The sequence below is a fragment of the Nocardia sp. NPDC060259 genome (assembly GCF_042728775.1).
Lineage (GTDB): Bacteria > Actinomycetota > Actinomycetes > Mycobacteriales > Mycobacteriaceae > Nocardia.
The window spans coordinates 49,515-75,542 of the sequence record NZ_JBHXAY010000019.1 but is presented as its reverse complement, the minus strand read 5'-3'; the positions used below and the strand labels follow the sequence as shown (position 1 = coordinate 75,542).

Genomic DNA, 26,028 nt, shown 5'->3' with positions numbered 1-26,028 from the left:
CAGCGCGGCCTCCCCGGATCACCCGGGGAGGCCGTGTTGCGTTCGCCGTCGGTGAACGACCGGCCCGGCAGGAACAAACCGGTGGGGCGGTGGGTTGAGTCAGCAAAGCTCAACTTTGGAAGGGTCGACATGACTACAGCTCAGAACCTGCCGGTGCTGTTCCTCACCGATCCGATCGTGCTGCCGGGCATGGTCGTGCCCATCGAATTGGACGAGTCGGCGCAGGCCGCCATCGACGCCGCGCAGGCCGGGAAGACCGGTGCCGTGCTCGTCGCGCCGCGGCTGGACGAGGGGTACGCCTCCTACGGCGTCGTCGCCTCGATCGAGCAGGTCGGGCGCATGCGCGGTGGCGCTCCCGCCGCCGTGCTCAAGGCCGAGCGCAGGGCGCGGATCGGGCACGGCGTGACCGGGCCCGGCGCCGCCCTGTGGGTGGAGGCCGAGGTCGTCGAGGAGGTGGCGGCCGACGCGCGGACCACCGAACTGGCCGCCGAATACAAGAAGCTGGTCGTCGCGGTGCTGCAGCGGCGCGAGGCGTGGCAGATCATCGACATCGTCAACCAGCTCGACAATCCGGACGCCATCGCCGACACGGCCGGCTACGCGCCGTACCTGTCCGACGAGCAGAAGCGCGAGCTGCTGGAGACCCCGGACGTCGCCGTCCGGCTGACCAAGCAGATCGAGTGGATCACAGACCACATCGCCGAGGTCGAGGTCACCGACAAGATCTCCGAGGATGTCCGCGAGGGCATGGAGAAGAGCCAGCGCGAGTTCCTGCTGCGTCAGCAGCTCAACGCCATCCGCAAGGAACTCGGCGAGGACGAACCCGACGGCGCCGACGACTACCGCACCCGCGTGGAGAACGCCGACCTGCCCGAGAACGTGCGCGCCGAGGCGCTGCGCGAGGTCGGCAGGCTGGAGCGCGCCAGCGATCAGAGCCCCGAATCGGGCTGGATCCGCACCTGGCTCGACACCGTGCTCGACCTGCCGTGGACGGTGAAAACCGAAGACAGCACCGATGTCCCGGCCGCGCGTGCCGTGCTCGACGCCGATCACCACGGCCTGGACGAGGTGAAGGACCGCATGGTCGAGTACCTGGCGGTGCGTGCGCGCCGGGCCTCGCGCGGGCTCGATGTCGTCGGCGGACGTGGCTCGGGCGCGGTGCTCGTGCTGGTCGGTCCGCCCGGTGTCGGCAAGACCTCGCTGGGTGAATCGGTCGCGAAGGCGCTGGGCCGCAAGTTCGTTCGCGTCGCCCTCGGCGGCGTGCGCGACGAGGCCGAGATCCGCGGCCACCGCCGCACCTACGTCGGCGCGCTGCCCGGCCGGATCGTGCGTGCGGTGAAGGAGGCGGGTTCGATGAATCCCGTTGTCCTGCTGGACGAGATCGACAAGGTCGGCTCCGACTTCCGCGGTGATCCGGCGGCGGCGCTGCTCGAGGTCCTCGACCCCGCGCAGAACCACACCTTCCGCGACCACTACCTGGATCTGGACCTCGACCTGTCGAACGTGCTGTTCATCGCGACGGCCAATGTCATGGATACCATCCCCGGCCCGCTGCTCGACCGGATGGAGCTCATCACCGTCGACGGCTACACCGAAGCCGACAAGGTGGCCATCGCCCGCGACTTCCTGGTGCCTCGGCAGCTGGAACGCAATGCCCTGACCGCGCAGGAGGTTTCGATCACCGATGCGGCCCTGCGCGAGATCGCGGCGAACTACACCAGGGAAGCCGGTGTGCGCCAGATGGAGCGGCTGGTCGCCAAGGCGCTGCGCAAGGCGGCGACCAAGCTGTCCGGAGGTGACGCGCCCGCTTCCGGCGCCGACGTGATCGACATCGGTCTCGGCTACGATCCGTCGCTCGGATACGACAGCGCGGCAACGGGTCTGACCGTCGACGTCGACAACCTGACCGACTACCTGGGCCGTCCCCGGTTCACCCCGGACTCGGTGGAACGCACCGCGGTCCCCGGCGTGGCGACCGGCCTCGCGGTCACCGGTGCAGGCGGCGATGTCCTCTACATCGAGGCCAATGCCGCCGAGGGCGAGCGTTCGCTCACCCTCACCGGCCAGCTCGGCGACGTCATGAAGGAGTCGGCGCAGATCGCCCTCACCTACGTGCGCTCGCACCTGGAGGAGATCGGCATCGAACCGAAGGTCCTCGACCGCAATATCCACATCCACTTCCCTGCGGGTGCGGTGCCCAAGGACGGACCATCGGCGGGCGTCACCATGGTGACCGCCCTGGTGTCGCTGGCCCTGGATCGCCAGGTGCGCGGTGATGTCGGCATGACCGGTGAGGTCACGCTGAACGGCCGTGTCCTGCCGATCGGCGGCGTGAAGCAGAAGCTGCTCGCCGCCCAGCGAGCGGGCCTGAAGACGGTCTTCATCCCGGCCCGCAACGAACCGGACCTCGACGAGGTCCCGGCGGAAGTGCTGGCCGCCCTGGATGTCCGTCCCGTCGCCGACGTGGCCGAGATCCTGGCCTACGCCATCGAGCCGATCGCCGAGCCTGCGGCCGAGAAGCTGGCGTACACGGCCTAGATCGTCACACTGGCGTAATCGTGCATTTCGCGTCTCCGCGGTCAGATATCTGACTGCAGCGAGCCGGATTGCACGATTACGCCAGTAGCTCTACCGGCTGACCGTGGGCGGCAACTGCGGCGCTTCGTCCGGACTGACGGTGATGACCGGCAGCTGATCGGTCTCGAAGCTGTCCTGCTCCTCCCCGAACTCGTCGTCGAAGTCGGCGTCGTCGTCGAATTCCGGGTCTTCGTCGGCGTCGTCGGCTGCGGACGGGGCGAGATCCTTCTCCACGCGCCGGGTCGTTCCCTGCGCGACCGCGCACAGGATCGGCTCCTCGCCCTCGGTCTCGGCGTAGACATCGCAGTGGGTGACCGCCTGACGGCGGGTGGCGCCGAGGACGGTGGCGTGGATGCGCAGCCGCTCGCCCATGGCCGGGCGCAGGTAGGTGATGGTGAAGCCGCCGGTCAGGACGTTGGGGCCGAGGACGGTGCCCGCGGCGAAGGTCAGCGCGTTGTCCGCCGCGTAGGCGAGCACCCCACCGTGCACGAAACCGAACTGCTGACCGTGTTCAGGCTGGATCTCGATGACCAGCGTGGCCGCACCGTCCCCGAATTCGGTCAGTTCGGTGCCGACGAGGCGCGCGAACGGCTGCGCGGCTAATACCTGGCGGGCCAGGTCGAGGTCGAGGGTGGTGGCTTCGGTCGGCATCGGGTGTTCCGTTCTTCGAGCTCTGTCGTGACATCGGTTGGCGCGCTACGGATATTGCCATCCGGCCGGTGCGGCGATTACCTCAGTGCCGCACCCGTCAGCGCCAGGTTGCGGCGGTTTGTCGGTACCGTGCGGTAATACTTCAACCGTGCCCCAGTGGCTGCTGCATGTCGATCTCGACCAGTTCCAGGCGGCGGTGGAATTCCGGCGTCGCCCTGAGCTGCGCGGACAGCCGGTCATCGTCGGCGGTACCGGCGATCCCGACCAGCCGCGCAAGGTCGTCACCTGCGCGTCCTACCCGGCCAGGGCCTACGGCCTGCGCGCCGGCATGCCGTTGAAGATGGCGCAGCGCAAGTGCCCCGACGGTGTGTTCCTGCCGGTGGACATGGCCGCCTACGAGGAAGCCTCCGACGAGATCATGGCGACCCTTGGCCGGGTGGCCGGCGCGGTCGAGGTGTGGGGCATGGACGAGGCGTTCGTCGCCACCGACGGCGACCCATGGCCGCTGGCCGCCGAAATCCGCAGCGCCGTCGTCGAACTCGGCCTGACCTGCTCGGTCGGCATCGGCGACAACAAGCTCACCGCGAAACTGGCCACCGGTTTCGCCAAGTCGGCGGGCAAGTCCTCCGCCGAGCCCGAACACGACCCCGGCGCGGCGGCCGGCGTCTTCGAGCTCACCGCGGCCAACTGGACCGAGCTGATGGGTCATCGTCCCACCGACGCGCTGTGGGGCGTCGGCGCCAGGATCGCGCAGCGCCTCGCCGCCATCGACATCGCCACCGTCGCCGACCTGATGGCCGCCGACCGGCAGCGCCTCGCCGCCGAATTCGGCCCCACCACCGGGCCCTACCTGTGGGTCCTCGGCCACGGCAAAGGCGACACCGAGCTCACGACCACCCCGCGAATCCCGGTGGGCCGCAGCAAGTCCGAGACCTTCCCGCACGATCTCACCGAGCCGGACGAGATCCGCCGCGAGGTGGCGAGACTGGCCACCGAGGTCGCCGAGGAGATGATCGAGCATCAGCGGATCAGCACCCGCGTCTCGGTCACCGTCCGCACCAAGACCTTCTACACCCGCAGCAAGCAGCAGAAACTCCCCGCGCCGACGGATGACGTCCCCACCATCGTCGACACCGCCCTGGCGATCATCGACCGCTTCGACCTCGACCGCCCGGTCCGCCTCCTCGGCGTTCGCCTCGAACTCCTCCCACCCGAGCACCCCTGACCACCCCCGAGCCCACCCCGACTCGTGATCGCCTGTCCAGGAAGTTGTGCGCTGCCCGTGGGGGTGGTTCGCCTCGTATGCTCTGATCCATGGATTACTCCGCGATGGTTGCCCGGGAGAACGACGGCCAGATCGTGCTCGCTCGTGAGCAGGTCGGGGAGGATTTCCTCGGCAGCGGCGAGGTGACGATCAAGGTCCACTACTCGAGTGCCAACTACAAAGACCTCCTCGCGATCACCCCGCGCGGCGGCGTGGTGCGCAACTACCCGATCGTGCCCGGTATCGACCTCACCGGTGAGGTGGTCGCGTGCGAGACCGACGACTTCGCCCCCGGCGACCAGGTGATCGCGCACGGCTATGAAATCGGCGTCGCCCGCAACGGTGGCTTCGCCGAATACGCCAGGGTGCCCGCCGAATGGGTGGTGCGCCTGGACGGCCTCGACACCCGCGACGCCGCCACCATCGGCACCGCGGGCTTCACCGCGGCGATGAGTGTGCAGGCCCTGCTCGACCGTGGCCTCACCCCCGACGACGGCGCGGTCCTGGTCACCGGTGCGACCGGTGGTGTCGGCACGGTCGCCATCGACATCCTCTCCGGCCTCGGCTTCGAGGTCATCGCCTCCACCGGCAAGACCGACGCGGGCGACCTGCTCGCCGAGCTCGGCGCCAACGAGGTCATCGGCAGGCTCCCGCTCGATCAGGACGCCAAGCCGCGCCCCCTCAACAAAGCGTTCTGGGCGGCCGCGGTCGACAGTGTCGGCGGCGCGTCACTGGCCCACGTGCTGAGCTCCATCGGCTACGGCGGCGCGGTCGCGGCGAGCGGCCTCACCGGCGGCGCCGAACTGCCCGCCACCGTGCTGCCCTTCATCCTGCGCGGTGTCAGCCTGCTCGGCATCGACTCCGTCTTCCTGCCGATCGAGAAGCGGCGGGCGCTGTGGTCGAGGCTGGGTAAAGAGCTTCGCCCGCAGCATCTCTCGGCGATCGAGTCGTTCGCCCCGATCACCGAGGTCGGCCGGGTCCTGCAGTCGATCAAGGACGGCAGCCACTCCGGGCGCACCGTCATCGGGGTCGCCGGCGAGTTCTGACCGGCTCCACAGCCCACTGTTCCCCACCTGCCGACGGTGACAGCAGGTGGGGAACAGTTATATCTAGACCGCGGTCTTGACCGGGACCGGTTCGTCGGCGAACTGGGTGCGGTAGAGCTCGGCGTAGCGACCGTCGGCGTTGAGCAGGTCGGCGTGGGTGCCGCGCTCCACGATCCGGCCCTGCTCGAGCACCACGATCAGGTCCGCGGCGCGGATCGTCGAGAGCCGGTGCGCGATCACCAGGGCGGTCCGGCCGTGCAGCGCCTCGGTGAGCGCTTCCTGCACCGCGGCTTCCGAGGTGGAGTCCAGCGAGGCGGTGGCCTCGTCGAGGATCACCACGCGCGGCTGCTTGAGCAGCAGCCGGGCGATGGTCAGGCGTTGCCGTTCGCCGCCGGAGAGCCGGTAGCCGCGTTCACCGACGACGGTGTCGAGGCCGTCGGCGAGCGAGCCGACCAGGTCGCCGAGGCGAGCCCGGCGCAGCGCGTCCCACAGCTGCTCCTCGGTCGCTTCCGGTTGTGCCAGCAGCAGATTCGCGCGGATCGTGTCGTGGAACAGGTGCCCGTCCTGGGTGACGAGGCCGACCGTGCGCTGGATCGATTCGGTGGTCAGCTCGCGCACATCGGTGCCGTTGAGCCGGACCGCGCCGGAATCGACGTCGTAGAGCCGCGAAACCAGTTGGGCGATGGTCGATTTGCCCGCGCCCGAGGATCCGACCAGGGCGACCAGCTGACCGGGTTCGGCCCGCAGCGACACCTCGTGCAGCACCTCGACGCCACCGCGGGTGTCCAGGGTCGCGACGTCTTCGAGCGAGGCGAGCGACACCTTGTCGGCCGAGGGGTAACCGAAGTCGACCGCGTCCAGCTCCACCGCCACCGGACCGTCCGGCACCGGGACCGCGCCGGGCGCGTCCTCGATCAGCGGCTTCAGGTCGAGCACCTCGAAGACGCGCTCGAAGCTCACCAGGGCGGACATGATCTCCAGGCGCGCGCTGGCCAGGGCGGTGAGCGGGGTGTAAAGGCGGGTCAGCAGCAGCGACAGCGCGACGACCGAACCGGCGTCGAGACTGCCCTGTAGCGCGTACCAGCCGCCGAGGCCGTAGACCAGCGCGAGCGCGAGGGCCGACACCAGCGTCAGCGAGGTGACGAAGGTGGTCTGCAGCATGGCGGTGCGCACGCCGATGTCACGGACCCTGGTGGCGCGCACGGCGAACTCGGACGATTCCTGCTTCGGCCTGCCGAACAGCTTGACCAGCGTGGCGCCGGGCGCGGAGAAACGCTCGGTCATCTGGGTGCTCATGGCGGCATTGAGCTGGGCGGCCTCGCGCTGCATGGCGGCGAGCCGGTTGCCCGCGCGGCGAGCCGGGATGACGAACACGGGCAGCAGCACGAGGGCGAGCAGGGTGATCTGCCACGAGATGCTGAGCATCACGGCCAGGGTCAGCGCCAGCGTCACCAGGTTGGTGACGACGCCGGACAGCGTGTCGCTGAACGCGCGCTGCGCGCCGATCACATCGCTGTTCAACCGGCTCACCAGGGCGCCGGTCCTGGTGCGGGTGAAGAACGCGACCGGCATCTTCTGCACGTGATCGAACACGGCGGTGCGCAGGTCGAGGATCAGCCCCTCACCGATCCGGGCGGACAGCCAGCGGATGACCACCCCCAGCCCGGCGTCGAGGATCGCGAGCCCGGCGATGGCTAGGGCGAGCAGGACGACGGTCCGCGGTGCCGAACCGCCGACGATGTCGTTGACGACCCGTCCGGCGAGCACCGGCGTCGCCACGCCGAGGATCGCGGCCACCACGCTGAGCAGCAGGAACCCGGAGATCCGGCGCTGGTGCGGGTCGGCGAAGCGGAGGATGCGGCGGGCCGTGGCCAGGCGGAACGGCCGTTCCTCCTCTGGCGCGTTCATCCGCCGGTACATCTGGCTGTAGGCCACCGATTCGATACTCACTGCCACACTCCTCTTCGCTCCCCACCCATCGAACTCCTGCCCACCGACACTAAAACCTCAACAAAGGTTGACCGCAAATACTTTCCGCCGACGGCTGGTTCCGCGCACAGCGAAACCGGGCGCGGAAAGCCGCGGGTGGGGCCGAATAGGCTGGTCGGGTGGACGAGATCCGGAGTGCGGAGCTGCTGGCCGATGCCCTGCGTGGCCGGGTCACCTGTGCGGTCGACGCCTCGACGCGCAGGCTCGCGGAGTACTCCTCGGACGCCTCCAACTACCGGGTCAGGCCCTCGATGGTCGTGTTTCCCCGCCACGATTCCGACGTCGCCGCGACGGTGAGCTTCGCCCGCGAACACGGGTTGGCGGTGACCGCGCGCGGCGGCGGCACCTCGGTAGCGGGCAATGCGGTCGGCCCCGGCATCGTGCTCGATTTCAGCAGGCATATGCGGGCCATCCGGGCGGTCGATCCCGAGGCGCGCACGGCGCTGGTACAGCCGGGCGTCGTGCTGTCGGACCTGCAACGACGGTTGCGACCCGACGGCCTGCGGTTCGGACCCGATCCGTCCACCCAGGACCGCTGCACGCTGGGCGGGATGATCGGCAACAACGCCTGCGGTCCGCACGCGCTGGCCTGGGGACGCACCTCCGATACCGTGCGATCGCTGCGCGTCATCGACGGGACCGCGACGCAGCGCATGCTCGGCACGAATCCTGCCGAAATACCTGGCCTTTCCAGCTTCACGAATACCCACCTCGCGGTGTTGCGCACCGAGCTGGGCAGGTTCGACCGCCAGGCCTCCGGCTACGGTCTGGAACATCTACTGCCGGAACGCGGTTCGTCGATCGCGAAGGCGTTCGTCGGCACCGAGGGCACCTGTGGGCTGCTGCTCGAGGCCGAGATCGAGCTCACGCCGCTGCCTGCCGCGACAGTGCTGACCGTGCTCGGCTATCCCGATATCGCCACGGCGGCAGACGATGTCGCCGCGGTGATGGGATGCGCGCCCGTCGCGGTGGAGGGTATCGACGCCGGGTTGGTCGACCGGGTGCGCGCCCATCGCGGGACGGTGCCCGAGCTGCCGCGCGGCCGCGGCTGGCTGTTCGTCGAAACCGCGGGTGCGAGTGCCGCCGAAGCGCTGGCCGCGGCCGAGCGGTTGTGCCGGGAAGCCAATGCCGACGACTACCGGATCGTCACCGATCCCGCTGCGACTGCGGCACTGTGGCGTATCCGCGCCGACGGGGCGGGATTGGCCGGGCGGACGCCGGACGGGAAACCGGCGTGGCCCGGCTGGGAGGACGCCGCCGTCCCGCCCGAGCGCCTTGGCACGTACCTCCGTGAATTCTCGGCGCTGACCGGTGAATACGGAGTCGACGGACTGCTGTACGGCCACATCGGTGACGGCTGCATCCACGTCCGCCTCGACTTCCCGATCGCGGACGCGCCACAACGGTTCCGCTCCTTCCTGTTCGAGGCCGCCGAACTGGTAGTGCGCCACGGTGGCTCGCTGTCGGGCGAACACGGCGACGGCCGAGCCAGATCCGAACTGCTCGCGGTGATGTACTCCCCCGCCGCCCGCGCCGCCTTCGCCGGATTCAAGGCCCTGTTCGATCCCGATGACGTGCTCAATCCGGGCGTACTGGTCGCGCCGAATCCGGTCGACGCCGATCTACGCGTGGCTGGGCTCCGGCCGCTGGCCCCGGCAGGCGGCTTCGCCCTGTCCGCCGACTCCGGCGATCTGTCCACAGCTGTGCACAGATGTGTAGGAATCGGCAAGTGCCGTGCGGACACTCGCGGTTCCGGCGGCTTCATGTGCCCGTCCTACCTGGCGACCGCCGACGAAAAGGACACCACACGCGGCCGGGCCAGAGTGCTGCAGGAAGTAGTGCGCGGCGAACTCGACTGGCGCGCACCGGCAGTCGAGCAATCCCTGGACCTGTGCCTGTCCTGCAAAGCCTGTGCCTCGGACTGCCCCGCCGGCGTCGACATGGCGACCTACAAATCCGAAGTCCTGCACCGCCGCTACCACCATCGCCTACGCCCCCTCGACCACTACGTCCTCGGTCAACTCCCCCGCTGGCTCACCGCCGCACAACGCTTCCCCCGCCTCGCCAACGCCCTCGCCGCGCGCCCGCTGCTCCGGCGCACGGCCATGCGCGCCGCGGGAATCGACCCCCGCCGCGAGGCTCCAGTACTCGCGACGACATCATTCCGCCGAATCTGGCAGGACATCGGCGGCGACAACCGCACAGATCCGGCCGCGATCGCCCTGCAGCGCACCCCTCACCGCCACCTCCTGCCGAACCTGCTCCCCAACACCGAGACGTATACCGCCGCAACGCCTGCCGATGACAAGGCGGCAGACGGCCCGACTGCGGGCGACGCGGCCGCAGGTGACGCAGCGGCTGGCGGCCAGGTTGTGGGTGATGCGGCGCTGGGCGAGGCGGCTGCACGTGACGCGGGGGTGGGGGCGGCAGGTCCGCCAGCCTCTACCACCGGCGAGGTGATGCTGTGGGTCGATACGTTCACCGACACGTTCGCCCCGGACAACGCCGTGGCCGCGACGCTGCTGCTCGAACAGCTCGGCTATCGCGTCCGCATCCCGGCGGCTCGCGTCTGTTGCGGACTGACCTGGATCACCACCGGCCAGCTCGACGGCGCCCGCACCCGCCTGCGCGCCACCCTCGACGCGCTGGCCGATCACGTGGCGGCGGGTGGCCTTGTCGTCGGCCTTGAGCCGTCGTGCACCGCCACCCTGCGCGCCGACCTGCCCGAACTACTCCCGGAAGATCCTCGCGCACCACAGGTCGCCGCCGCCGTGCGCACCCTCGCCGAATTCCTGCTCGAGCATCCCGGTTGGCAGCCGCCACGGCGCACCGGCGAGACGGTCGTGGTCCAGCCGCACTGCCACCAGCACGCCGTGGGTGGCTTCGCCGCGGAACGCAGGCTGCTGGCCGCGATGGGAGTCACCGTCGACGAGCTCGCCGGGTGCTGCGGGCTGGCAGGCAACTTCGGCATGCAGAAAGGCCACTACGACGTCTCGGTGGCCGTAGCCGAGAACGCGCTGCTCCCGGCCCTGCGCACGGCCACGCCCGGAACGACCTTCCTGGCGGACGGCTTCTCCTGCCGAACCCAGGCCGCGCAGCTGGCGGGCGTGCGCGGTGTGCCGTTGGCGTCGTACCTGCTCGGCGGCTGACCCGGCGGTGGTGGCTCGGCTCGATCCGAGCAAGAGCCCGCCCCTTCGGCAGCCTGCGCAGTCGGACCGTGCTCAGCTGCCGTGCGGCAGAGTCCCCGGTGCGAGCTGGTAGCCGGAGCTGCCCGCGGACCCACTGCCCCACGCCGCTAGCAGCCAGTTGAGCGCGTTGGTGATCATCGGTTACCTCCTGCGGCGGCGGGATGCCAGCTGTTTGCCGACGGAGGATGTATCGCGGTCGACGTGGCGAATATTACGAATCCGCGGAGGCACCGGATCGGGCGCGCACAATGGTCGGGTGCGCGATCAGACCCTCGACCCCGGCCTGACGACGGCCGGGCTGTCCAGGACCGTCCGGTCGACCAGGCCGTTCGACGTCGGGCTGACCGTGGTCCCGCTGCGGCGCGGCGGCGGCGACCCGTGCCATCACGTCGACCTCGACGGCGCGCACTGGCACGCCTCGCGGATGCCGAGCGGCGTGGTCACCTACCGGCTCACCCAGGACGGCCGCGACGGTGCGCACGCGCGGGCGTGGGGGCCGGGCGCCGAGGAATTCCTGGCCGGTCTGGACCGGATGCTCTGTCTCGAGGAAGACCTCGACGACTTCGCTCCCGGCCATCCCAAGCTGGTCGAAGCGCATCGCGTGGTGCCCGGCCTGCGCATGCTGCGGACCGGGCTGGTGTTCGAATCGCTGGTGCCCGCGATCCTCGAGCAGAAGGTGCACACGAAGTCGTCGTTCGCGTCCTGGCGGAGCCTGGTGCGCGAGTTCGGGACGAAGGCGCCAGGTCCGGCACCCGCCGGTCTGATGGTCGCGCCCGACGCCGAGACCTGGCGGCGCATCCCGTCGTGGAAGTACCACCGGGCCAATGTCGGGCCGCAGCGCGCGCAGACGATCGTGCGCGCCGCCAGGGTGGCCGACTCGATCGAGCGCACCGCCGACCTGCCGCCCGCCGAGGCCGCGCAACGGTTGCGCAGCCTCCCCGGCATCGGTGTCTGGACGGTTGCCGAGACCGCGCAGCGGGCCTTCGGTGACGCCGACGCCCTCTCGGTCGGCGACTATCACCTGGCCGCGGTGGTCGGCTGGAGCCTGCTCGGGCGCCCGATCGACGACGCGGAGATGATCGAGTACCTGGAACCGCTACGCCCGCACCGCTATCGAGCGGTCCGGCTGCTCGCGCTCAGCGGCCAGGCGCGCAAGCCGAAGTTCGGCCCGCGCACCCCGATCACCGATCACCGGCACCGCTAACGGATCGCGCGCTGGTCGAGCACGCATCGCCCCGACTCCACCAGGGTGTCGCGCGCCCGCCTGCGCACCCGGCACTCGTCGACGGTGCAGTCCAGGTGCGATTGCATTGCGGCATGGGCCTGTTCGGCGTCCATGGGGCCCGGATCGGTGCCGCAACCGAGTAGTGCAGCGGCAACATGCATGTTCACATCGCTCAATTGCATGAACCAAGCACAGCACGCAAACGCCCGGCTAACGGTCAGTACACGCCGATCCCGATATTTAGCGCGAATTCCCAGCACAAGATCCAAGGGGGAGTGCAGGATTCCCCATAGTGGACGAAATCCACCGCCAGACCAGGGTTATGGGTCGTGGCGGGTTGCGAACACAGGAGGAGTGGGGCTGTGGCAACGAACGCATCGACCGGAGCGGGTGGCACGGCGGCGGGTGTCTCCTCGACACTGCCGCGCCGCCAGCTCGGGCGCTATCTGCGCGATTGGCGAACCCAGGCGGGTCTGACCATCGCCGAGGCGGCCAAGTTGATGGAATGGGGCGCCAGCACACTGCAGCGCCTGGAAAAGGGTCAGGCCGATCGCATTCGGACGATCGACATTCACGAACTGTGCCGGATCTACGGCATCCCCGACGATCTCGCCGAAGGATTGACCGGCCTCGCGCAGCAGGCCGCTGTCAAGAGCTGGTGGCACGCCTACGGCGATCTGATTCCCGAAAACTTCGACGTCTATGTGGGTTTGGAGGCGTCGGCGCATCGGTTGCGGGCCTATCAGTCCGAATTGGTCCTCGGTCTACTCCAGACGGCCGACTACGCGCGGGCGCTGAATCATCTGGGCTATCCCAAGGATTCGGTCGACGAACTCGACCGAAGGGTCGCGTTGCGGCTGCAACGGCAGGCGTTGATCACCCGCAAGCATTCGCCCGCCGAGATCGATGTGGTTCTGCACGAATCGGTATTGCATCGCATCGTCGGTGATGCAAAGGTAATGGCTGCGCAGCTGCGACATCTTGCCGACACGAGTACCCGAAGCAATGTGGCTCTGCGTATCCTGCCGTTTGCCGCCGGTGTTCCACTCGGAGTCTCCACCGGACCTTTCACGGTTCTCGAGTTCGGCACCGACAGCAAGGGGCAACCGGTCGAACCGCCGGTGGTGTATGCCGAAGGCTTCACCGGCGATCTCTACCTGGAACGACGCGCGGATGTCAGAAGGTACGACCGGGCTCACGAGTGCCTCCAGCGTCATGCGCTGGATATTCAACCGAGTAGAGACCTGCTGCGGCGGGTCGCGAAGGAGTATGTGGCATGAGTTTCGATCTCGTCGACGCACACTGGTTCAAGAGCACGCGCAGCGGCGCTGGCAAGGACTGCGTCGAAGTCGCGTTCCTGTACGGCGGGCGCGTCGGCGTCCGTGACAGCAAGAACCCGGCGGGCCCCGCGCTGGTCTTCGACGGACCGAGCTGGGACGCCTTCACCCGCGGCATCGACAACGGCGCGTTCGCCTGCGCGCTTGGCGCACGGTGAACAGCAAGCGCACCATCGACACCACCGGTGCCACCTGGCTGCGGGCGGGCACCGCGGGGGCGGGCAGCAGCGTCGAGGTCGCCATGCTGGACGACGGGTATGTCGCCCTACGCGATGGCAAAAACCCCGAAGGGCCGGTGTTGATCTTCACCCCGAGCGAATGGGCCGCGTTCACCGCGGGCGTGCACGACGGCGAGTTCGATCGCCCTTGATCACGTTTGGATCAAGACGCGGCGGGTAACCCTTGGTTATGGACCGAGGGTTGAAGAAAATGCCACCCCGGTACCGGAGGCTGGCGCCTGAGGACGGGGTGGAGCGCCTGATCGTGATACTGCTTTTCGCGGTGTCGTCGGTCGGAATCTATGTGCTCACCGGCTCGTTGCTCGCGGCGCTGTTCATCGGATTACTGGTCGGATTAGTCGCGGTAGGGACTGTAGCCGTGTTGTAGGTAGCAGTCGCTGCGGGGTTCGCCTGCGCGGACCCCGCAGCGCAGCTGCCTACCGCCGGAACAGTTTGTTGCCCAGCCAGACAATCGGGTCGTATCGACGATCGACGACGCGCTCTTTCAACGGAATCAACGCGTTGTCGGTGATCTTGATGCCTTCCGGGCAGACCTCGGTGCAGCATTTGGTGATATTGCAATAACTCAGACCCGCTTCCTCCTGCGCCAATTCGCGGCGATCGGCGGTGTCGAGCGGATGCATCTCCAGTTCGGTGATGCGCATCAGATAGCGCGGCCCGGCGAAGGCCTGCTTGTTGTCCTCGTGATCACGCACCACATGACAGGTGTTCTGGCACAGGAAGCACTCGATGCACTTGCGGAACTCCTGTGAGCGCTCCACGTCGACCTGTTTCATCCGGTACTCGCCCGGCGCGAGATCCGCGGGAGGCGTGAAAGACGGTATCTCCCTTGCCTTCTCGTAATTGAACGAGACGTCGGTAACGAGGTCCTTGATGATCGGGAACGTGCGCATCGGCGTCACCGTGATCACCTCGTCCTGGGTGAACGTCGACATTCGCGTCATGCACAGCAACCCCGGTCTGCCGTTCACCTCCGCCGAACACGAACCACATTTGCCCGCTTTGCAATTCCAGCGCACCGCGAGGTCGGGCGCCTGGGTGGCCTGCAGGCGATGGATGATGTCGAGCACCACTTCGCCCTCGTTCACCAGCACCGTGAAGTCCTCGAGACCGCCGCCGTCGACATCACCGCGCCAGACCCGGAACCGGGCGTCGTACCCCATCGCTACGCCTTTCCCTCGGCCGAGCTCGCGGCCGGATGTTCGGCCAATTCCTGCCCGGTGTAGTACTTCTCGAGTTCACTCAGTTCGAACAGGGCGAGCAGGTCCTCGCGCATCGGCGTCTGATCGGCCGGGGTGACCGTGATCGCCGGCATCTGCTGTCCCGCCGTGGCGGGGTCGATCGCGCAGACCAGCAGTTTGTTGCGCCAGTCCGGATTCATGCCCGGGTGGTCGTCGCGGGTGTGCCCGCCGCGGCTCTCGGTGCGCAACAGCGCGGCCTCGGCCACGCATTCGCTGACCAGCAGCATGTTGGCCAAGTCGAGCGCCAGGTGCCAGCCGGGATTGAACTGCCGCTGCCCAGCCACCGTGACGTTGGCGAATCTGGCGCGCAGCTGCGCCAGCTTCTCGATCGCCTCGCGCACCTCGTGTTCCTTGCGGATGATGCCGACCAGGTCGTTCATCGTCTCCTGCAACTCGCTGTGCAGGGTGTAGGGGTTCTCGCCGGGACCGGCCGCGGGTGGATCGAACGGTGCCAGTGCGGTTTTCGCGGCTGCCTCGATATCGGCGCCGGCCGGTGCGGGCCGCTCGGTGAGCTGCTTGACGTAGGCCGACGCGCCGAGTCCGGCGCGTCTGCCGAACACCAGCAGGTCCGACAGCGAGTTGCCGCCGAGCCGGTTCGAGCCATGCATGCCGCCGGAACACTCACCGGCGGCGAACAATCCGGGGACAACGGCCGCGCCGCTGTCGGGGTCGACCTCGATGCCGCCCATCACGTAGTGACAGGTCGGGCCGACCTCCATCGGTTCGGCGGTGATGTCGACGTCGGCCAGTTCCTTGAACTGGTGATGCATCGACGGCAGCCTGCGCACGATCTCGTCGGCGGGCATGCGGGAGGCGATATCCAGGTAGACGCCACCGTGCTCGGTGCCGCGCCCGGCCTTGACCTCCTCGTTGATCGCCCTGGCGACCTCGTCGCGGGGGAGCAGGTCGGGGGTGCGGCGCGCGGAATCGTTGTCGCGCAACCACTGATCGGCCTCGGCCTCTGTCTCGGCGTACTGGCCCTTGAACACCGGCGGGATGTAGTCGAACATGAACCGCTTGCCCTCGGAGTTCTTCAGCACGCCACCGTCGCCGCGCACGCCCTCGGTGACCAGGATGCCCTTCACGCTCGGCGGCCAGACCATGCCCGTCGGATGGAACTGCAGGAATTCCATGTTGATCAGCGTCGCGCCCGAGCGCAGCGCCAGCGCGTGCCCGTCGCCGGTGTACTCCCAGGAATTCGAGGTCACCTTGTAGGACTTGCCGATGCCGCCGGTGGCGAGCACGATCGCGGGCGCCTTGAACAGCACCAGCCCGCCCGATTCACGCCAGTACCCGAAGGCTCCGGCGAGCCGGCCATTGTCGGTGAGCAGTTCGGTGATCGTGCACTCGGCGAAGACCTTGATCCTGGCCTCGTAGTCGCCGGTGGCCGCGTGGTCCTCCTGCTGCAGCGACACGATCTTCTGCTGCATGGTGCGGATGAGCTCGAGCCCGGTGCGGTCGCCGACGTGGGCAAGGCGCGGGTAGGTGTGGCCGCCGAAGTTGCGCTGGCTGATCCGCCCGTCCGGTGTCCGATCGAACAGCGCGCCATAGGTTTCCAGCTCCCACACCCGGTCGGCGGCTTCGCGCGCGTGCAGTTCGGCCATCCGCCAGTTGTTGAGGAACTTGCCACCACGCATGGTGTCCTTGAAATGGGTCTGCCAGTTGTCCTTCTCGTTGGCATTGCCCATCGAGGCCGCGCAGCCGCCCTCGGCCATCACGGTGTGCGCCTTGCCGAACAACGACTTACACACCACCGCGACCGAGAGCCCCTGCTCCCTTGCCTCGATGACGGCACGCAATCCGGCGCCGCCCGCCCCGATCACCACGACGTCGTAGTCGTGTTGTTCCACTTCTGGCATGTCGATGAAGCTCCTCGAGTCGACGCGAAATCAGTTGACGAACCGCAGGTCCGAAATGGTCTGGCTCGCAACCAACATCACGTAGAAGTCGGTGAGCGCGAGGGTGCCGAGGGTGGTCCAGGCCAGCGCCATGTGGCGGGTGTTGAGCTTGGAGACCTGGGTCCAGAACCAGTACCGCACCGGATGCGCGGAGAAGTGCTTGAGCCTGCCGCCCGCGATGTGCCTGCACGAGTGGCACGACAGGGTGTAGGCCCACAGCAGAATGACGTTGACGGTCAGCACGATATTGCCGAGACCGAAGCCGAAACCGCCGGTGTCACCGTGGAATGCGTAGATCGCGTCGTAGGTGTTGATCACCGATACCACCACCGCGACATAGAAGAAGTAGCGGTGCGAGTTCTGGATGATCAACGGCAGCCGCGACTCACCGGTGTAGCGCGTGTGCGGCTCGGCGACCGCGCAGGCGGGCGGGGAGAACCACACCGAGCGGTAGTAGGCCTTGCGGTAGTAGTAGCAGGTCAGCCGGAAGCCGAGCAGGAACGGCAGCACAACGAAGCCGAGTGGGATCCACATCGGGAGTTCGCCGAACGGGGTGCCGAAGTGGCTCGATCCCGGTGCGCAGGAGTCGCTCAGGCACGGGGAGTAGAACGGCGTCAGATAGTGGTACTGCGGCACCCAATAGGCCGTGCGCACAAACGATCTGATCGTCGCGTAGCCGACGAAGGCGGCCAGGCCGATTGCGGTGAGCAGGGGTGGCAGCCACCACCGGTCGGTGCGCAGGGTGCGCGCGGCGATACGGGCTCTCGTTTTGCTGAAGACGCCCGTGCCGGACGGTGGGGTGGTGGTCGGTGCGGCACTCACGGTGGATGCCTCGCTGATCTAGGCCGTGCGGCGGTTGATCATTCCCCACCGCGATGGATTGTGATGTGGAGCACCATACGCCTGTGTTATCGCCGCTCGAGCCGGGTCTCCCTCAACCGGCCATGACCGCCTCGGTGATCTCTGTCACAGGCCGGGAATGCCGGGTCCGGACAGGGGTCGGCGCGGCGACCCTGGGTGGCAGGACCGCCGCGCCGGTGAACAGGTCTTCTATTTGGTTCGCGGCCGGGAGTGGAAACCGAGCCCCTCGTCCTGCGCGCCCATCCAGGCGGCCTCGTCGGACTTGCTGTCCGGGACGTAGATCGGTTCCGCCCTGCGTGGGGCGGCGAGCTCCGGCGGTGGCGCCTGCTCGAACTCCTCGGCATCGATGACGAGCCGCTCGAGGTCGTTCTCCAACCTGCGCACGGTGGCCGCGTCGCCGTAATTGGAGCGCAGTGCGCCGATCGATTGCCGGAGTTGGCCGACCGCGTAGCGCAGTTCCGCGATATCGCTGCGTGTCATCGTTACCTCCTGTGTATATGGCGGGCATACCGACTCGTCGGATCACCTGGCACGCCCGTGAACTCCCGGGCCGCACTGCACCGAGCCGTGTGACTCACCACACAACGTGATCTCCACCACAATAACCGAGCTTTTCGGTTTGCGCCCGAAGTTGGGTCGGATCCCGCGGTTGCCGTCCGGTAACTCGCGAGCTCAGCCCGCGACGGCGTAGTGCTTGCGGACGCCGACGGCCGCGCGCTCGACCAGCGTGGCGATCGAGTGGGCGACCTCCTCGGCGCACTCGAGGATGACGCTGTGCCCCGCGCCCTCGATTCGCACCAGTTCGGCGCCCGCCAGCTGGGAGGCGAGCACCACCGAGTGCGTGAACGGCACCATCAGGTCGGCCGAGCCTGCCAGCACCAGGGTAGGCAGCTCGCTCAGTCGCGGCAGGGTGTGTGCCTCGTCGAAGGTCAGCAGCGAGCTCAGGAAACCCGACATCGTCAGCAGCGGCGTCTCGTTGAGGATCGCGGTCGCGATCGCGGCGACCCGCGGGTTCACCCGCCTGGTCCCCGCGCTCGCCTCGCGGATCAGCGGTCCGAAGATCCAGCGCGAGAAGCGCTTCGACGCCTGCATCACCCGCGGCGCGTGCACGACGGCCCGCTGGAGCGAGGCGACGGCGTGCCGGTTGAGCAGCCTGCCGAGGCCGACCTCGGTGATCCCGCCCGCCGCGCCGGCGATCAACCCGATCCCGGCGACCCGCTCGCCGATCGCCGCCGGGAACAGCCGGGCGTAGGCCAGCAGCACCATCGCGCCCATCGAATGGCCGACCAGCACGACCGGCCCGGTGGGCGCGATCGCGCGCAGCACGGCGTCGAGGTCGGTCGCGAGCTGGTCGATCGTGTAGGTCGTGTGGTGGGCGTGCCCGGATTCGCCGTGGCCGCGGTGGTCGTAGAACACCATCCTTGTCCCCGCGTCCCAGTGCCGGAGCAGCTGTTCGCGCAGGATCGCCCAGGACTCGGTGTGCAGGCAGTGGCCGTGGACGAAGACGACGGTCAGCGTCGCGTCATCGGCGCCGAAGGTGCGGACCGCGATCGGCACGCCGTCGTCGGCGGTGACCGTCGCGCGTCGGACTGTGTTCATCGGAGCGCTGGCGCGCTCGGGTTCGCGGCCCCTTGGGTCCCGCTGATCAGGCGCCATGGCTTGCTCCTTCGTCGCCTGCGCCATGACGCCTGATCAGCGGGACGGCCGCGAACCCGCCGCTGCGCGGCGGGCCCCTCCTCGGGGTCGGGGCGTGTGTGGCGTGGTGGTCCTGTATGGACATTTTCGAATCAGATTTCCGGGCCGTTAGCCCGCGAATCCTCGCGTTATCCAGCTGATGCGCAACCGAATCCGGACGGGCTCCGGTCGTTATCAAGGAGACTCTTCGGCTTTCTAGCGCTATTGCTAGAAATCTGTAGATCAACCTGCGGACGCAGCCCGTAAGGTCCGTATCGGCATATCTAGTAGAAGGGCTAGATAGCCGAAGAGAGCTATACGCTTCGGAGGTAGCGGCCGAAGTGCGGGACCGTGAAGCCGATCGTGCCGCGTTCGGCCGAGTAGATCAGGCCCTTCTTGATCAGGCCGTCGCGCGCGGGGGAGACCGAGGCGGGCTTGCGGCCGAGCTCGGCGGCCACCGCCGACGTCGCCACCGGGCCGTCGTCGCCGGCGAGGTCGGCCATCGCGCGCATGTACTCGCGCTCGGCGGGCGTGGCGCGCTCATAGCGGGAACCGAAGAAGCCGACCGCCAGTTCTTCCTCGGCCGTCGGTGCGGCGACCTCGACGTCCTCGGCGGTGATCGGGCTCTCCGGCGCCTGATCCCAGGCCGCCTTGCCGTAGGCCTGCACGAAATACGGGTAGCCGTCGGCCTTCTGATAGAGCGAGTCGAGGGCTTCGGAGGTGAACTTCACCTCTTCGCGCTCGGCGGGGGCGATCAGCGCGAGGTCCGCCGATTCCCGGTCGAGCCGATCGATGCGGTGATAACTGAACAGGCGCTCCGAGTAGCTCTTGGACGCCGAGAGCACTGCGGGCAGATGCGGCAGCCCCGCGCCGACGACGATCAGCGGCGCGGCGTCCTGGCTGAGCTCGTGGCAGGCGCCGCAGATCGCGGACACATCGGCAGGGCCAAGATCCTGCATCTCGTCGATGAAGATGCCGATCCCGACGCCGATGTCGGCCGCCAGCGCCGCGGCCTCCTTGAACAGCTCGATCAGGTCGATCTCGATATCGCCGGAATCGGCGCGCCCGGTCACCGCGGGTACATCGATGCCGGGCTGCCAGCGTTCGCGCATGCCCTTGTCGGCGGTGGCGCGCAGGGCGAAGGCCTTGAGGATGCCGAGGAAGTCGTCGACGTGTTCGGGATTGCGGTGCGCCATCGCGATCGCGCGTACCGCCATGTGCAGCGCGGACGACAGCGGCCTGCGCAGATCCTGATCCGGCCGCGCCTCGATCTTGCCGGTCCCCCAGCTGCGCGAGACAGCGGCCGAGCGAAGCTGGTTGAGCAGCACGGTCTTTCCCACACCACGCAAACCGGTGAGCATCACGCTGCGCTCCGGCCTGCCCCTGGCGACGCGCTCGAGCACGATGTCGAAGGCGGCGAGTTGCTTGTCGCGCCCGGCCAATTCGGGTGGACGTTGGCCGGCGCCGGGGGCGTAGGGATTGCGCACGGGGTCCATGCCGGACAACCGTAGCGCGTCGGCACGGCAGAATCTCGGCAACTCTGGGCTGTGTCCTAGATACTGCTAGCGAACGTAAGACGAGCGGAACGGGGACGGAGCGGCATGGTCGAGGAATCCTGGCGCGATGGTCACGACGCCGAGCCTGAGGTGGCCTCCACCGCCGAGATCGTCGCGGGTTGGGAGCTGCCCGCGGGCGCTTTCCTGGCTGACACCATCCGGCGCGGCGTGCTCGCCACCATCGACGCCGGATACGACGATCCGGCGGCGATCGCCGACCTGGCGATCGGGCCGCTGGTGATCGCGCTCGGCAGGCTGGAAGTCGACCTGGCCGACGCGCGTACGCGCATCGCGGAACTGGAGCGACGGCTCGCCCGCCGCGGTTGATAACGAATGCCCGCTGCGGAGATCGAGCCGTTATGCGTGGCGACACGCCGGGGAAATGCCCCTTGTCCTGCGGATTCGCGGATGCAGGGAAAACAACTTGCGCGCTTCGCTGGACAGCCTGCATCACAGGCCGTAATCTTCTCGTGACTTAGTGGAGTCTGTCGCTTCGTCAGAGAAACGGCGCCATTGAGTCACCGCCGAACAGTCGTCGCACCAAGCGATTCCGACGACGCGGTGGTGGAGCAGCAAGATCGGAGACTCGTCTCGGTGGGTAAACACAGCTTGCAGCGGGATTCTCGACTGCCGAATTCCGTCAAGGGTGCACTCGTCCTGGGTGCGGTGGCCGCCACGACCGGTGCGATGCCTGCGATTTCGCAGGCCGCCACGATCAACATTCCCGGCCTCGGTAACTTCGATCTGCCGCCGGAGCTCGAGCAGCCCGCGCAGCAGGTGGAGAAGCAGCTCCAGGCGATGGTCGCGCCGCAGGGCCAGGCCGCTCCGCAGCTGCCGAGCGTCAACTTCGACAACCCGTTCCAGCAGCAGCAGTCGGCGGGCAACGTCGCGCTCGACGCAGCGCGGACCAAGCTCGGCGCGGTCTACAGCTGGGGTGCCGCAGGCCCCTCGAGCTTCGACTGCTCCGGCCTCGTGCAGTGGGCCTACCGTCAGGCCGGTATCGAACTGCCGCGCACCAGCTTCGAGCAGTCGCACGTCGGCGCTCCGGTGTCCTTCGACAACCTGCAGGCCGGTGACATCGTCATCACCAACGGTGGCGGCCACGTCGGCATCTACGCGGGCAACGGTCAGCTGCTGAACGCGGTGCAGTCGGGCACCCCGGTGTCCTACACCCACCTCAGCGCCGACGACGTCGTCACGGCTCGCCGTATCGTCTAAGGGGTGAGCCCCGCCGAACAACGCTCCATCACCCAGGCCCGCGTCGATTCGTGGATCTGGGCGGTGCGATTGTTCAAGACGCGCTCGGCCGCGGCGGAAGCCTGTCGTGGCGGGCACGTGCGTGTCAACGGTGTGACCGTGAAACCGGCGCACCAGCTGAAACTCGGCGACGAGGTCAGGATCCGGCACGCGGGTATCGAACGCATCGTCGTCGTGGAGCGGATCATCCACAAGCGCGTCGGACCACCGATCGCCGCACAGTGCATGATCGACCGCAGCCCGCCGCCACCGCCGAAGGAAGTCCTCGCGTCCATCCCGCAGCGGGAACGCGGTGCGGGCAGGCCGACCAAACGCGAACGCCGCGAAACGGATCGGCTGATGGGCCGCTCCGACTAAACAGGCGCTTTCGCCGCCAATCGGCTCGCCGCCATCGTCGCGATCGCGATCGTGCACAGCGTGGCCAGCATGATCGCCGAACCCTCACCCGGCACCAGCACCCCCAGCTGACTCCCCACCGTCACCGCGGCGACCGGCACCCCGATCTGTGCCGCCGCCAGCGCACCGTAGGTCAGCGGCTGCCCGATGACTCGCGTCGTGCAGTGCACCGCGACCGCGCCGAGACCGAGCGCCAGCCCTAGCAGGATGAACTGCGGATGCTCCCCGAGCTCACGCAGATCCAGGCGCGCCCCGAGCCAGACGAAGAACAGGGGCGCCAGCAGACCGTCGCTGATCGCGAACACCTGTTTGGCCACCCGGCGCGGTTCACCGACACCCGCCACCGCCAGCCCGGCCGCGAACCCGCCGAGCATGATCGACACGTGCATCGCGCTCGCGACCCCGCACAGCGCGAACACCAGCACCAGGCTCACCCGCAGCTCCAGGGTCAACTTGCGCTCCTCGGACACCACGTGCACCTGCCGCTGCGCGCCCGTCTGCTGCAGATACCGCAGGATCAGGAACATCACGCCCGCACAGGCGGCGACCACCACCGCACCGAGCGCGGCCCGCGCCGCATTGCCCGGGTCGATCACCAGCGGCAACGCCACGATGCAGGCGGTGTCGGCGATGGCGACCTGGGCGGTCAGCGCGAGCACCGGCGGTCCGCTCAACCGCAGCGAGTCGATGATCGGCAGCGCCATCGCCGCCGAGGACGACGCCATCAGCACCGCGTAGATCGCGCCGTGGCCGATGCCGAAGGCCTGCGCCACCGCCCAGCCCGCGACCGCCGCGACGACGCCGACCAGCGCGGCCCGCACCACCCCGGCGCCGAGCGCCCCGCGTACTGCCGGATCGCGAACCGGAACATGGGTGCCCGCCGCGAACATCACCAGCGCGAACCCCATATCGGCGAGGAAGACGAAGATCGGATCCTCGGCGTCGAGAATTTGCAAGCCCGTGGTGCCGAAGATGATCCCGGCGATCATCTCGCCGAGGATGACCGGCAGATGCAGCCGTTTCGGCAGGGCGAGCAGCGGCCCGGCGACCCCGAGCGCGACGACCAGCGCCAGGGTCGTGAAGGTCACGGCATCGCGGCGATCTTGGCGGGGATCTCCGCGTCTTCGTCGGCGAAGTAGAGCGCGCACACCCGGTGGTAACCGTCGGCGATCAGCATCGGCACATTCCTGCGGCAGTCACCGCGCACCAGCAGGATCGGCGAGAGCGGCTTGCCCTCGTTGATCTTGAGCAAGTCCTTGCGCACGTGCGGGTTGTCGGGCGTGAGCGCTTCGAGCTGGGAGGCGCGCAGAATGTCCTTCGCCTTCTTCACGACCACCGGTGCGCTGCGAAGTTGGGCCACGATCGCCTCGACCACGGCCGCGTCGCCGAGCAGGTCGAGGTAGTCGGCGGCGGCCGGATAGTCGTGTTCCTCCGGCGTTGTCTTCCATTGCACCTGGACGATGTGGTCTGCCATCGGATCATCATCCGCCGCCGCCGCCGGAGTTAGCGGGACAGTCGCTGGATGTTGTCGTTTGTTTGCGTGATCGGTATGCGCGCACGCCTCCCCGAAAAGTACGTGGTGGTCGGGTTGTGGGCAATCGCCTACGGTGGCAGCTATGGGTGAGCGCAGGCCGATGTTATCGACGCTTCTTGCCTGCTGTGTCGCTGCCGCCGCCACGGTCCCGCGCCTGGTGTGGCCGCGTCAGGCCGATGCCGCTTTCCTCGCCGAGCTCGACTCGGCCCCGCTTCCCCCGGCGCACAACACCGTCGAGCTCACCGCGCTGATCCAGGCCGACCTGTCCGCGCCGACGGCGATCGTCGCCGAGGGCGTGCGGACACTGCGCTCGACACCGATGACCATGGCGACCTTCCTGGTCCGGCACCCGTCGGCCACCTTCCTGGTCGACCCGGCGATCTGCGCCGGCGTGCACGAGCGGGTGCTGCCCGAGCTGCCGTTCCCTCTCCCGCTGCTGGTCGCGCCAGAGCAGCCGGTGCACGGTCTGAGCGAGGTGCTCGCCGCCAACGCGCTGACCGGCGCCGACATCGACTTCGTCCTGCCGACCCACCTGCACTGGGACCACGTCGCCGGGTTGTACGAGCTGCCCGGCTGGGTGCCGATCCGGGTGCCCGACATCGAATACCGCTGGGCGATGGGCGGATCGCACGCCCCGCTCGGCGTCGCGCGCGGTCCGCTGCGCGGCCGCGTCTTCGATCTCTACGACCTCGACGGACCGCCGGTGCTCACCTTCGCCCGCAGCCACGACCTGTTCGGCGACGGTTCGGTGCTGCTGGTCGACCTGGCCGGGCACACGCCGGGCAGCGTCGGTGTGCTGCTGGCTGTCGACGACGGATCGCGGGTGCTGCTGGCGGGTGACGCGGTGTGGAGCACGCTGCAGGTCGAGCTGCTGCGGGAGAAGGCTCCGATGCCGGGCGACCTGTTCGACGACGATCGCGACGCGGCCTTCGAAACCGTCCACCGCTTGCACGCGCTGCCCGAGGGCATCGAGCTGATCCCGGGACACGACCGCGCCGCTGTCACCGCACGCGCCGCGCACTGACTCGCCGCGCGCCACGCAGCAACCGCCGGCACCGCGCAGTGACGACCGCGCGACCCCGACGCAGAATCGTCAGTGCGCTGCGAGCCCTTCTACAACGCTCGCGTACCGCGGCCGCCACCCCAGTTCCTCGTGCGCCAGCGCGCTCGAGATCCGCATCGACGTATCGGACATGAGTGCGCCGATATAGGGCACAGCCAGCCGAATCATCCACGCGGGCAACCGGATCGGTCGCGGCGTGCCATGGCTGCGGGCGACTTCGCCGAAGAACTCACGCCAGGTGATCGGCGTATCGTCGGCCAGGTTGTACGCCCGTCCCGTCGTCCCGCGTTCGAGCGCGGCGACCGTCGCTGCCGCGGCATCGTCGACGTGGATCCAGCTGTTCACCCCGCCGGAACCGAGCGGCCCGACCGGGCTGTGCTTGCGCATCATGTCGGCGAACAGGTCGCTGAACGCGCCGGGACCGTAGAACAGTCCGTACCGCAACGCGATTCCGTCGACCGGCGCCGCGAAGACCAGATCCTCCCCGGCGACGGTCGCGCGCACGACCTCGTCGGCCACGCCGCCGTTGTACACGCCGAACTGATCGCGCTCGGTGACCGGCCGGTCGCCGTGGTCGTGATAGCCGTAGCCGAGGATCAGCGACTGGGTGAGGAAGCGCCCCGCGCCGACCAGCCCGGCGGCCTCGAGCAGGTTGGCGGTGCCGACGGTGCGCAGCAGACCGGTCGGATCGTCGGCCGGAATCCGGCGCTGCACCTTCGCGTCGCGCAGCGCGGTCGCCTCGTGGATCACGGCATCGGCGCAGGCGCCGTCGAGCGCGCGGAGCAGCCCGTCGCGGTCGAGGACGTCGGCGGTGATCGGCTCGGCGCCGAGTTCGCGCACGAGCGGATGGGAGTCGGGATTACGCACGATGGCCGACACCTGATGACCATTCGCGGTCAGCGCGCGGATGAGCGGGCGGCCGATGGCGCCGGTGGCGCCTGCGAGCAGAACCTGCATGAGAGTTCCTTCCGGGCGAGCGAGTGTTTCCCTGCTACCTGGACGAGCTACAACCCGACGATGTGACGGTCTGTG

Annotated in this window: 24 protein-coding genes and 1 pseudogene; 13 read left to right on the top strand and 12 right to left on the bottom strand. The window is 68.5% G+C overall.

Annotation, left to right across the window (positions count from 1 at the left end; translation table 11 throughout):
* Positions 1-129: 129 nt before the first annotated feature.
* Positions 130-2,538 (top strand): endopeptidase La, encoded by a 2,409-nt coding sequence (gene lon / locus ACFWF2_RS10915; RefSeq protein ID WP_379306820.1) that lies wholly within the window; start codon positions 130-132, stop codon positions 2,536-2,538.
* Between the two features lie 267 nt (positions 2,539-2,805).
* Here lon and ACFWF2_RS10910 read toward each other — a convergent pair.
* Positions 2,806-3,228: pseudogene (locus ACFWF2_RS10910) on the bottom strand (PaaI family thioesterase); the annotation flags it as partial.
* Between the two features lie 148 nt (positions 3,229-3,376).
* Between ACFWF2_RS10910 and ACFWF2_RS10905 the strand changes: the two are divergent.
* Together ACFWF2_RS10905 and ACFWF2_RS10900 are read left to right on the top strand one after the other, a co-directional pair.
* The gene (locus tag ACFWF2_RS10905) at positions 3,377-4,453 is read left to right on the top strand and encodes a DNA polymerase IV (RefSeq protein ID WP_379306818.1); all 1,077 of its coding nucleotides are present in this window, start codon (positions 3,377-3,379) and stop codon (positions 4,451-4,453) included.
* Between the two features lie 89 nt (positions 4,454-4,542).
* Positions 4,543-5,538 carry an acryloyl-CoA reductase gene (locus ACFWF2_RS10900; RefSeq protein ID WP_379306816.1) on the top strand — a complete coding sequence of 332 codons (996 nt, stop codon included), beginning with the start codon at positions 4,543-4,545 and terminating at the stop codon, positions 5,536-5,538.
* 63 nt (positions 5,539-5,601) lie between these two features.
* On the opposite strand, the gene ACFWF2_RS10895 is transcribed toward ACFWF2_RS10900, so the two are convergent.
* Positions 5,602-7,488, bottom strand: coding sequence for an ABC transporter ATP-binding protein (locus ACFWF2_RS10895; protein ID WP_379306814.1), 1,887 nt, complete (start codon positions 7,486-7,488; stop codon positions 5,602-5,604).
* 158 nt (positions 7,489-7,646) lie between these two features.
* Between ACFWF2_RS10895 and ACFWF2_RS10890 the strand changes: the two genes are divergently transcribed.
* A complete protein-coding gene (locus ACFWF2_RS10890; RefSeq protein WP_379306812.1) occupies positions 7,647-10,676 on the top strand; it encodes an FAD-binding and (Fe-S)-binding domain-containing protein in 3,030 nt (1,009 codons plus the stop codon).
* A 295-nt stretch (positions 10,677-10,971) separates the two neighbouring features.
* Positions 10,972-11,919: a DNA-3-methyladenine glycosylase family protein gene (locus tag ACFWF2_RS10885; protein WP_379306810.1), complete on the top strand. Its 948-nt coding sequence runs from the start codon at positions 10,972-10,974 to the stop codon at positions 11,917-11,919.
* Here ACFWF2_RS10885 and ACFWF2_RS10880 read toward each other — a convergent pair.
* Positions 11,916-12,122 (bottom strand): hypothetical protein, encoded by a 207-nt coding sequence (locus ACFWF2_RS10880; protein ID WP_379306808.1) that lies wholly within the window; start codon positions 12,120-12,122, stop codon positions 11,916-11,918. The two genes, ACFWF2_RS10885 and ACFWF2_RS10880, sit on opposite strands and share 4 nt — an antisense overlap.
* Before the next feature lie 180 nt (positions 12,123-12,302).
* Between ACFWF2_RS10880 and ACFWF2_RS10875 the strand changes: the two genes are divergently transcribed.
* The 4 genes from ACFWF2_RS10875 to ACFWF2_RS10860 all read left to right on the top strand — a co-directional run bounded on the left by ACFWF2_RS10875 (position 12,303) and on the right by ACFWF2_RS10860 (position 13,883).
* Complete coding sequence (locus ACFWF2_RS10875) at positions 12,303-13,220, top strand: helix-turn-helix domain-containing protein (RefSeq protein WP_379306806.1); 918 nt, start codon at positions 12,303-12,305, stop codon at positions 13,218-13,220.
* On the top strand, positions 13,217-13,435 hold the full coding sequence (locus ACFWF2_RS10870) for a DUF397 domain-containing protein (protein WP_189031590.1): 219 nt from the start codon (positions 13,217-13,219) through the stop codon (positions 13,433-13,435). Before ACFWF2_RS10875 ends, ACFWF2_RS10870 begins: the two co-directional genes overlap by 4 nt.
* Positions 13,432-13,647: a DUF397 domain-containing protein gene (locus tag ACFWF2_RS10865; RefSeq protein WP_379306804.1), complete on the top strand. Its 216-nt coding sequence runs from the start codon at positions 13,432-13,434 to the stop codon at positions 13,645-13,647. Before ACFWF2_RS10870 ends, ACFWF2_RS10865 begins: the two co-directional genes overlap by 4 nt.
* A 98-nt stretch (positions 13,648-13,745) precedes the next feature.
* On the top strand, positions 13,746-13,883 hold the full coding sequence (locus tag ACFWF2_RS10860; protein ID WP_229740032.1) for a hypothetical protein: 138 nt from the start codon (positions 13,746-13,748) through the stop codon (positions 13,881-13,883).
* A gap of 49 nt (positions 13,884-13,932) precedes the next feature.
* Here the strand turns inward: ACFWF2_RS10860 and ACFWF2_RS10855 are convergent, their stop codons facing one another.
* The 6 genes from ACFWF2_RS10855 to ACFWF2_RS10830 all read right to left on the bottom strand — a co-directional run bounded on the left by ACFWF2_RS10855 (position 13,933) and on the right by ACFWF2_RS10830 (position 20,686).
* The gene (locus tag ACFWF2_RS10855) at positions 13,933-14,679 is read right to left on the bottom strand and encodes a succinate dehydrogenase/fumarate reductase iron-sulfur subunit (protein ID WP_379306801.1); all 747 of its coding nucleotides are present in this window, start codon (positions 14,677-14,679) and stop codon (positions 13,933-13,935) included.
* A 2-nt stretch (positions 14,680-14,681) separates the two neighbouring features.
* Positions 14,682-16,616 carry a fumarate reductase/succinate dehydrogenase flavoprotein subunit gene (locus ACFWF2_RS10850; RefSeq protein WP_379306799.1) on the bottom strand — a complete coding sequence of 645 codons (1,935 nt, stop codon included), beginning with the start codon at positions 16,614-16,616 and terminating at the stop codon, positions 14,682-14,684.
* A gap of 30 nt (positions 16,617-16,646) precedes the next feature.
* The gene (locus ACFWF2_RS10845; protein WP_379306797.1) at positions 16,647-17,477 is read right to left on the bottom strand and encodes a hypothetical protein; all 831 of its coding nucleotides are present in this window, start codon (positions 17,475-17,477) and stop codon (positions 16,647-16,649) included.
* A gap of 228 nt (positions 17,478-17,705) precedes the next feature.
* On the bottom strand, positions 17,706-17,996 hold the full coding sequence (locus ACFWF2_RS10840; RefSeq protein WP_189031575.1) for a hypothetical protein: 291 nt from the start codon (positions 17,994-17,996) through the stop codon (positions 17,706-17,708).
* Positions 17,997-18,188: 192 nt separating this feature from the next.
* Positions 18,189-19,115, bottom strand: coding sequence for an alpha/beta fold hydrolase (locus ACFWF2_RS10835; RefSeq protein WP_379306795.1), 927 nt, complete (start codon positions 19,113-19,115; stop codon positions 18,189-18,191).
* A gap of 389 nt (positions 19,116-19,504) precedes the next feature.
* Positions 19,505-20,686, bottom strand: a complete 1,182-nt coding sequence (locus tag ACFWF2_RS10830) for an AAA family ATPase (protein ID WP_379306793.1) — start codon at positions 20,684-20,686, stop codon at positions 19,505-19,507.
* A gap of 105 nt (positions 20,687-20,791) precedes the next feature.
* Here ACFWF2_RS10830 and ACFWF2_RS10825 point away from each other — a divergent pair, with 105 nt between their 5' ends.
* The 3 genes from ACFWF2_RS10825 (at position 20,792) to ACFWF2_RS10815 (ending at position 22,360) form a co-directional block, all read left to right on the top strand.
* The gene (locus ACFWF2_RS10825) at positions 20,792-21,073 is read left to right on the top strand and encodes a hypothetical protein (protein ID WP_379306791.1); all 282 of its coding nucleotides are present in this window, start codon (positions 20,792-20,794) and stop codon (positions 21,071-21,073) included.
* Between the two features lie 360 nt (positions 21,074-21,433).
* On the top strand, positions 21,434-21,964 hold the full coding sequence (locus ACFWF2_RS10820) for a C40 family peptidase (protein ID WP_379306854.1): 531 nt from the start codon (positions 21,434-21,436) through the stop codon (positions 21,962-21,964).
* Positions 21,965-21,967: 3 nt separating this feature from the next.
* Positions 21,968-22,360, top strand: coding sequence for an RNA-binding S4 domain-containing protein (locus ACFWF2_RS10815; RefSeq protein WP_379306789.1), 393 nt, complete (start codon positions 21,968-21,970; stop codon positions 22,358-22,360).
* Here the strand turns inward: ACFWF2_RS10815 and ACFWF2_RS10810 are convergent.
* Both ACFWF2_RS10810 and ACFWF2_RS10805 read right to left on the bottom strand, forming a co-directional pair.
* On the bottom strand, positions 22,357-23,487 hold the full coding sequence (locus ACFWF2_RS10810) for a cation:proton antiporter (RefSeq protein WP_379306787.1): 1,131 nt from the start codon (positions 23,485-23,487) through the stop codon (positions 22,357-22,359). The two genes, ACFWF2_RS10815 and ACFWF2_RS10810, sit on opposite strands and share 4 nt — an antisense overlap.
* Complete coding sequence (locus ACFWF2_RS10805; RefSeq protein ID WP_379306852.1) at positions 23,484-23,861, bottom strand: hypothetical protein; 378 nt, start codon at positions 23,859-23,861, stop codon at positions 23,484-23,486. The genes ACFWF2_RS10810 and ACFWF2_RS10805 overlap by 4 nt, the downstream gene beginning before the upstream one ends.
* 154 nt (positions 23,862-24,015) lie before the next feature.
* Here ACFWF2_RS10805 and ACFWF2_RS10800 point away from each other — a divergent pair, with 154 nt between their 5' ends.
* Positions 24,016-24,957 (top strand): MBL fold metallo-hydrolase, encoded by a 942-nt coding sequence (locus ACFWF2_RS10800; protein ID WP_379306785.1) that lies wholly within the window; start codon positions 24,016-24,018, stop codon positions 24,955-24,957.
* A gap of 69 nt (positions 24,958-25,026) precedes the next feature.
* On the opposite strand, the gene ACFWF2_RS10795 is transcribed toward ACFWF2_RS10800, so the two are convergent.
* Entirely contained in the window at positions 25,027-25,953 is a 927-nt protein-coding gene (locus ACFWF2_RS10795; RefSeq protein WP_379306783.1) for an NAD-dependent epimerase/dehydratase family protein, read from the bottom strand.
* Between the last annotated feature and the right edge of the window lie 75 nt (positions 25,954-26,028).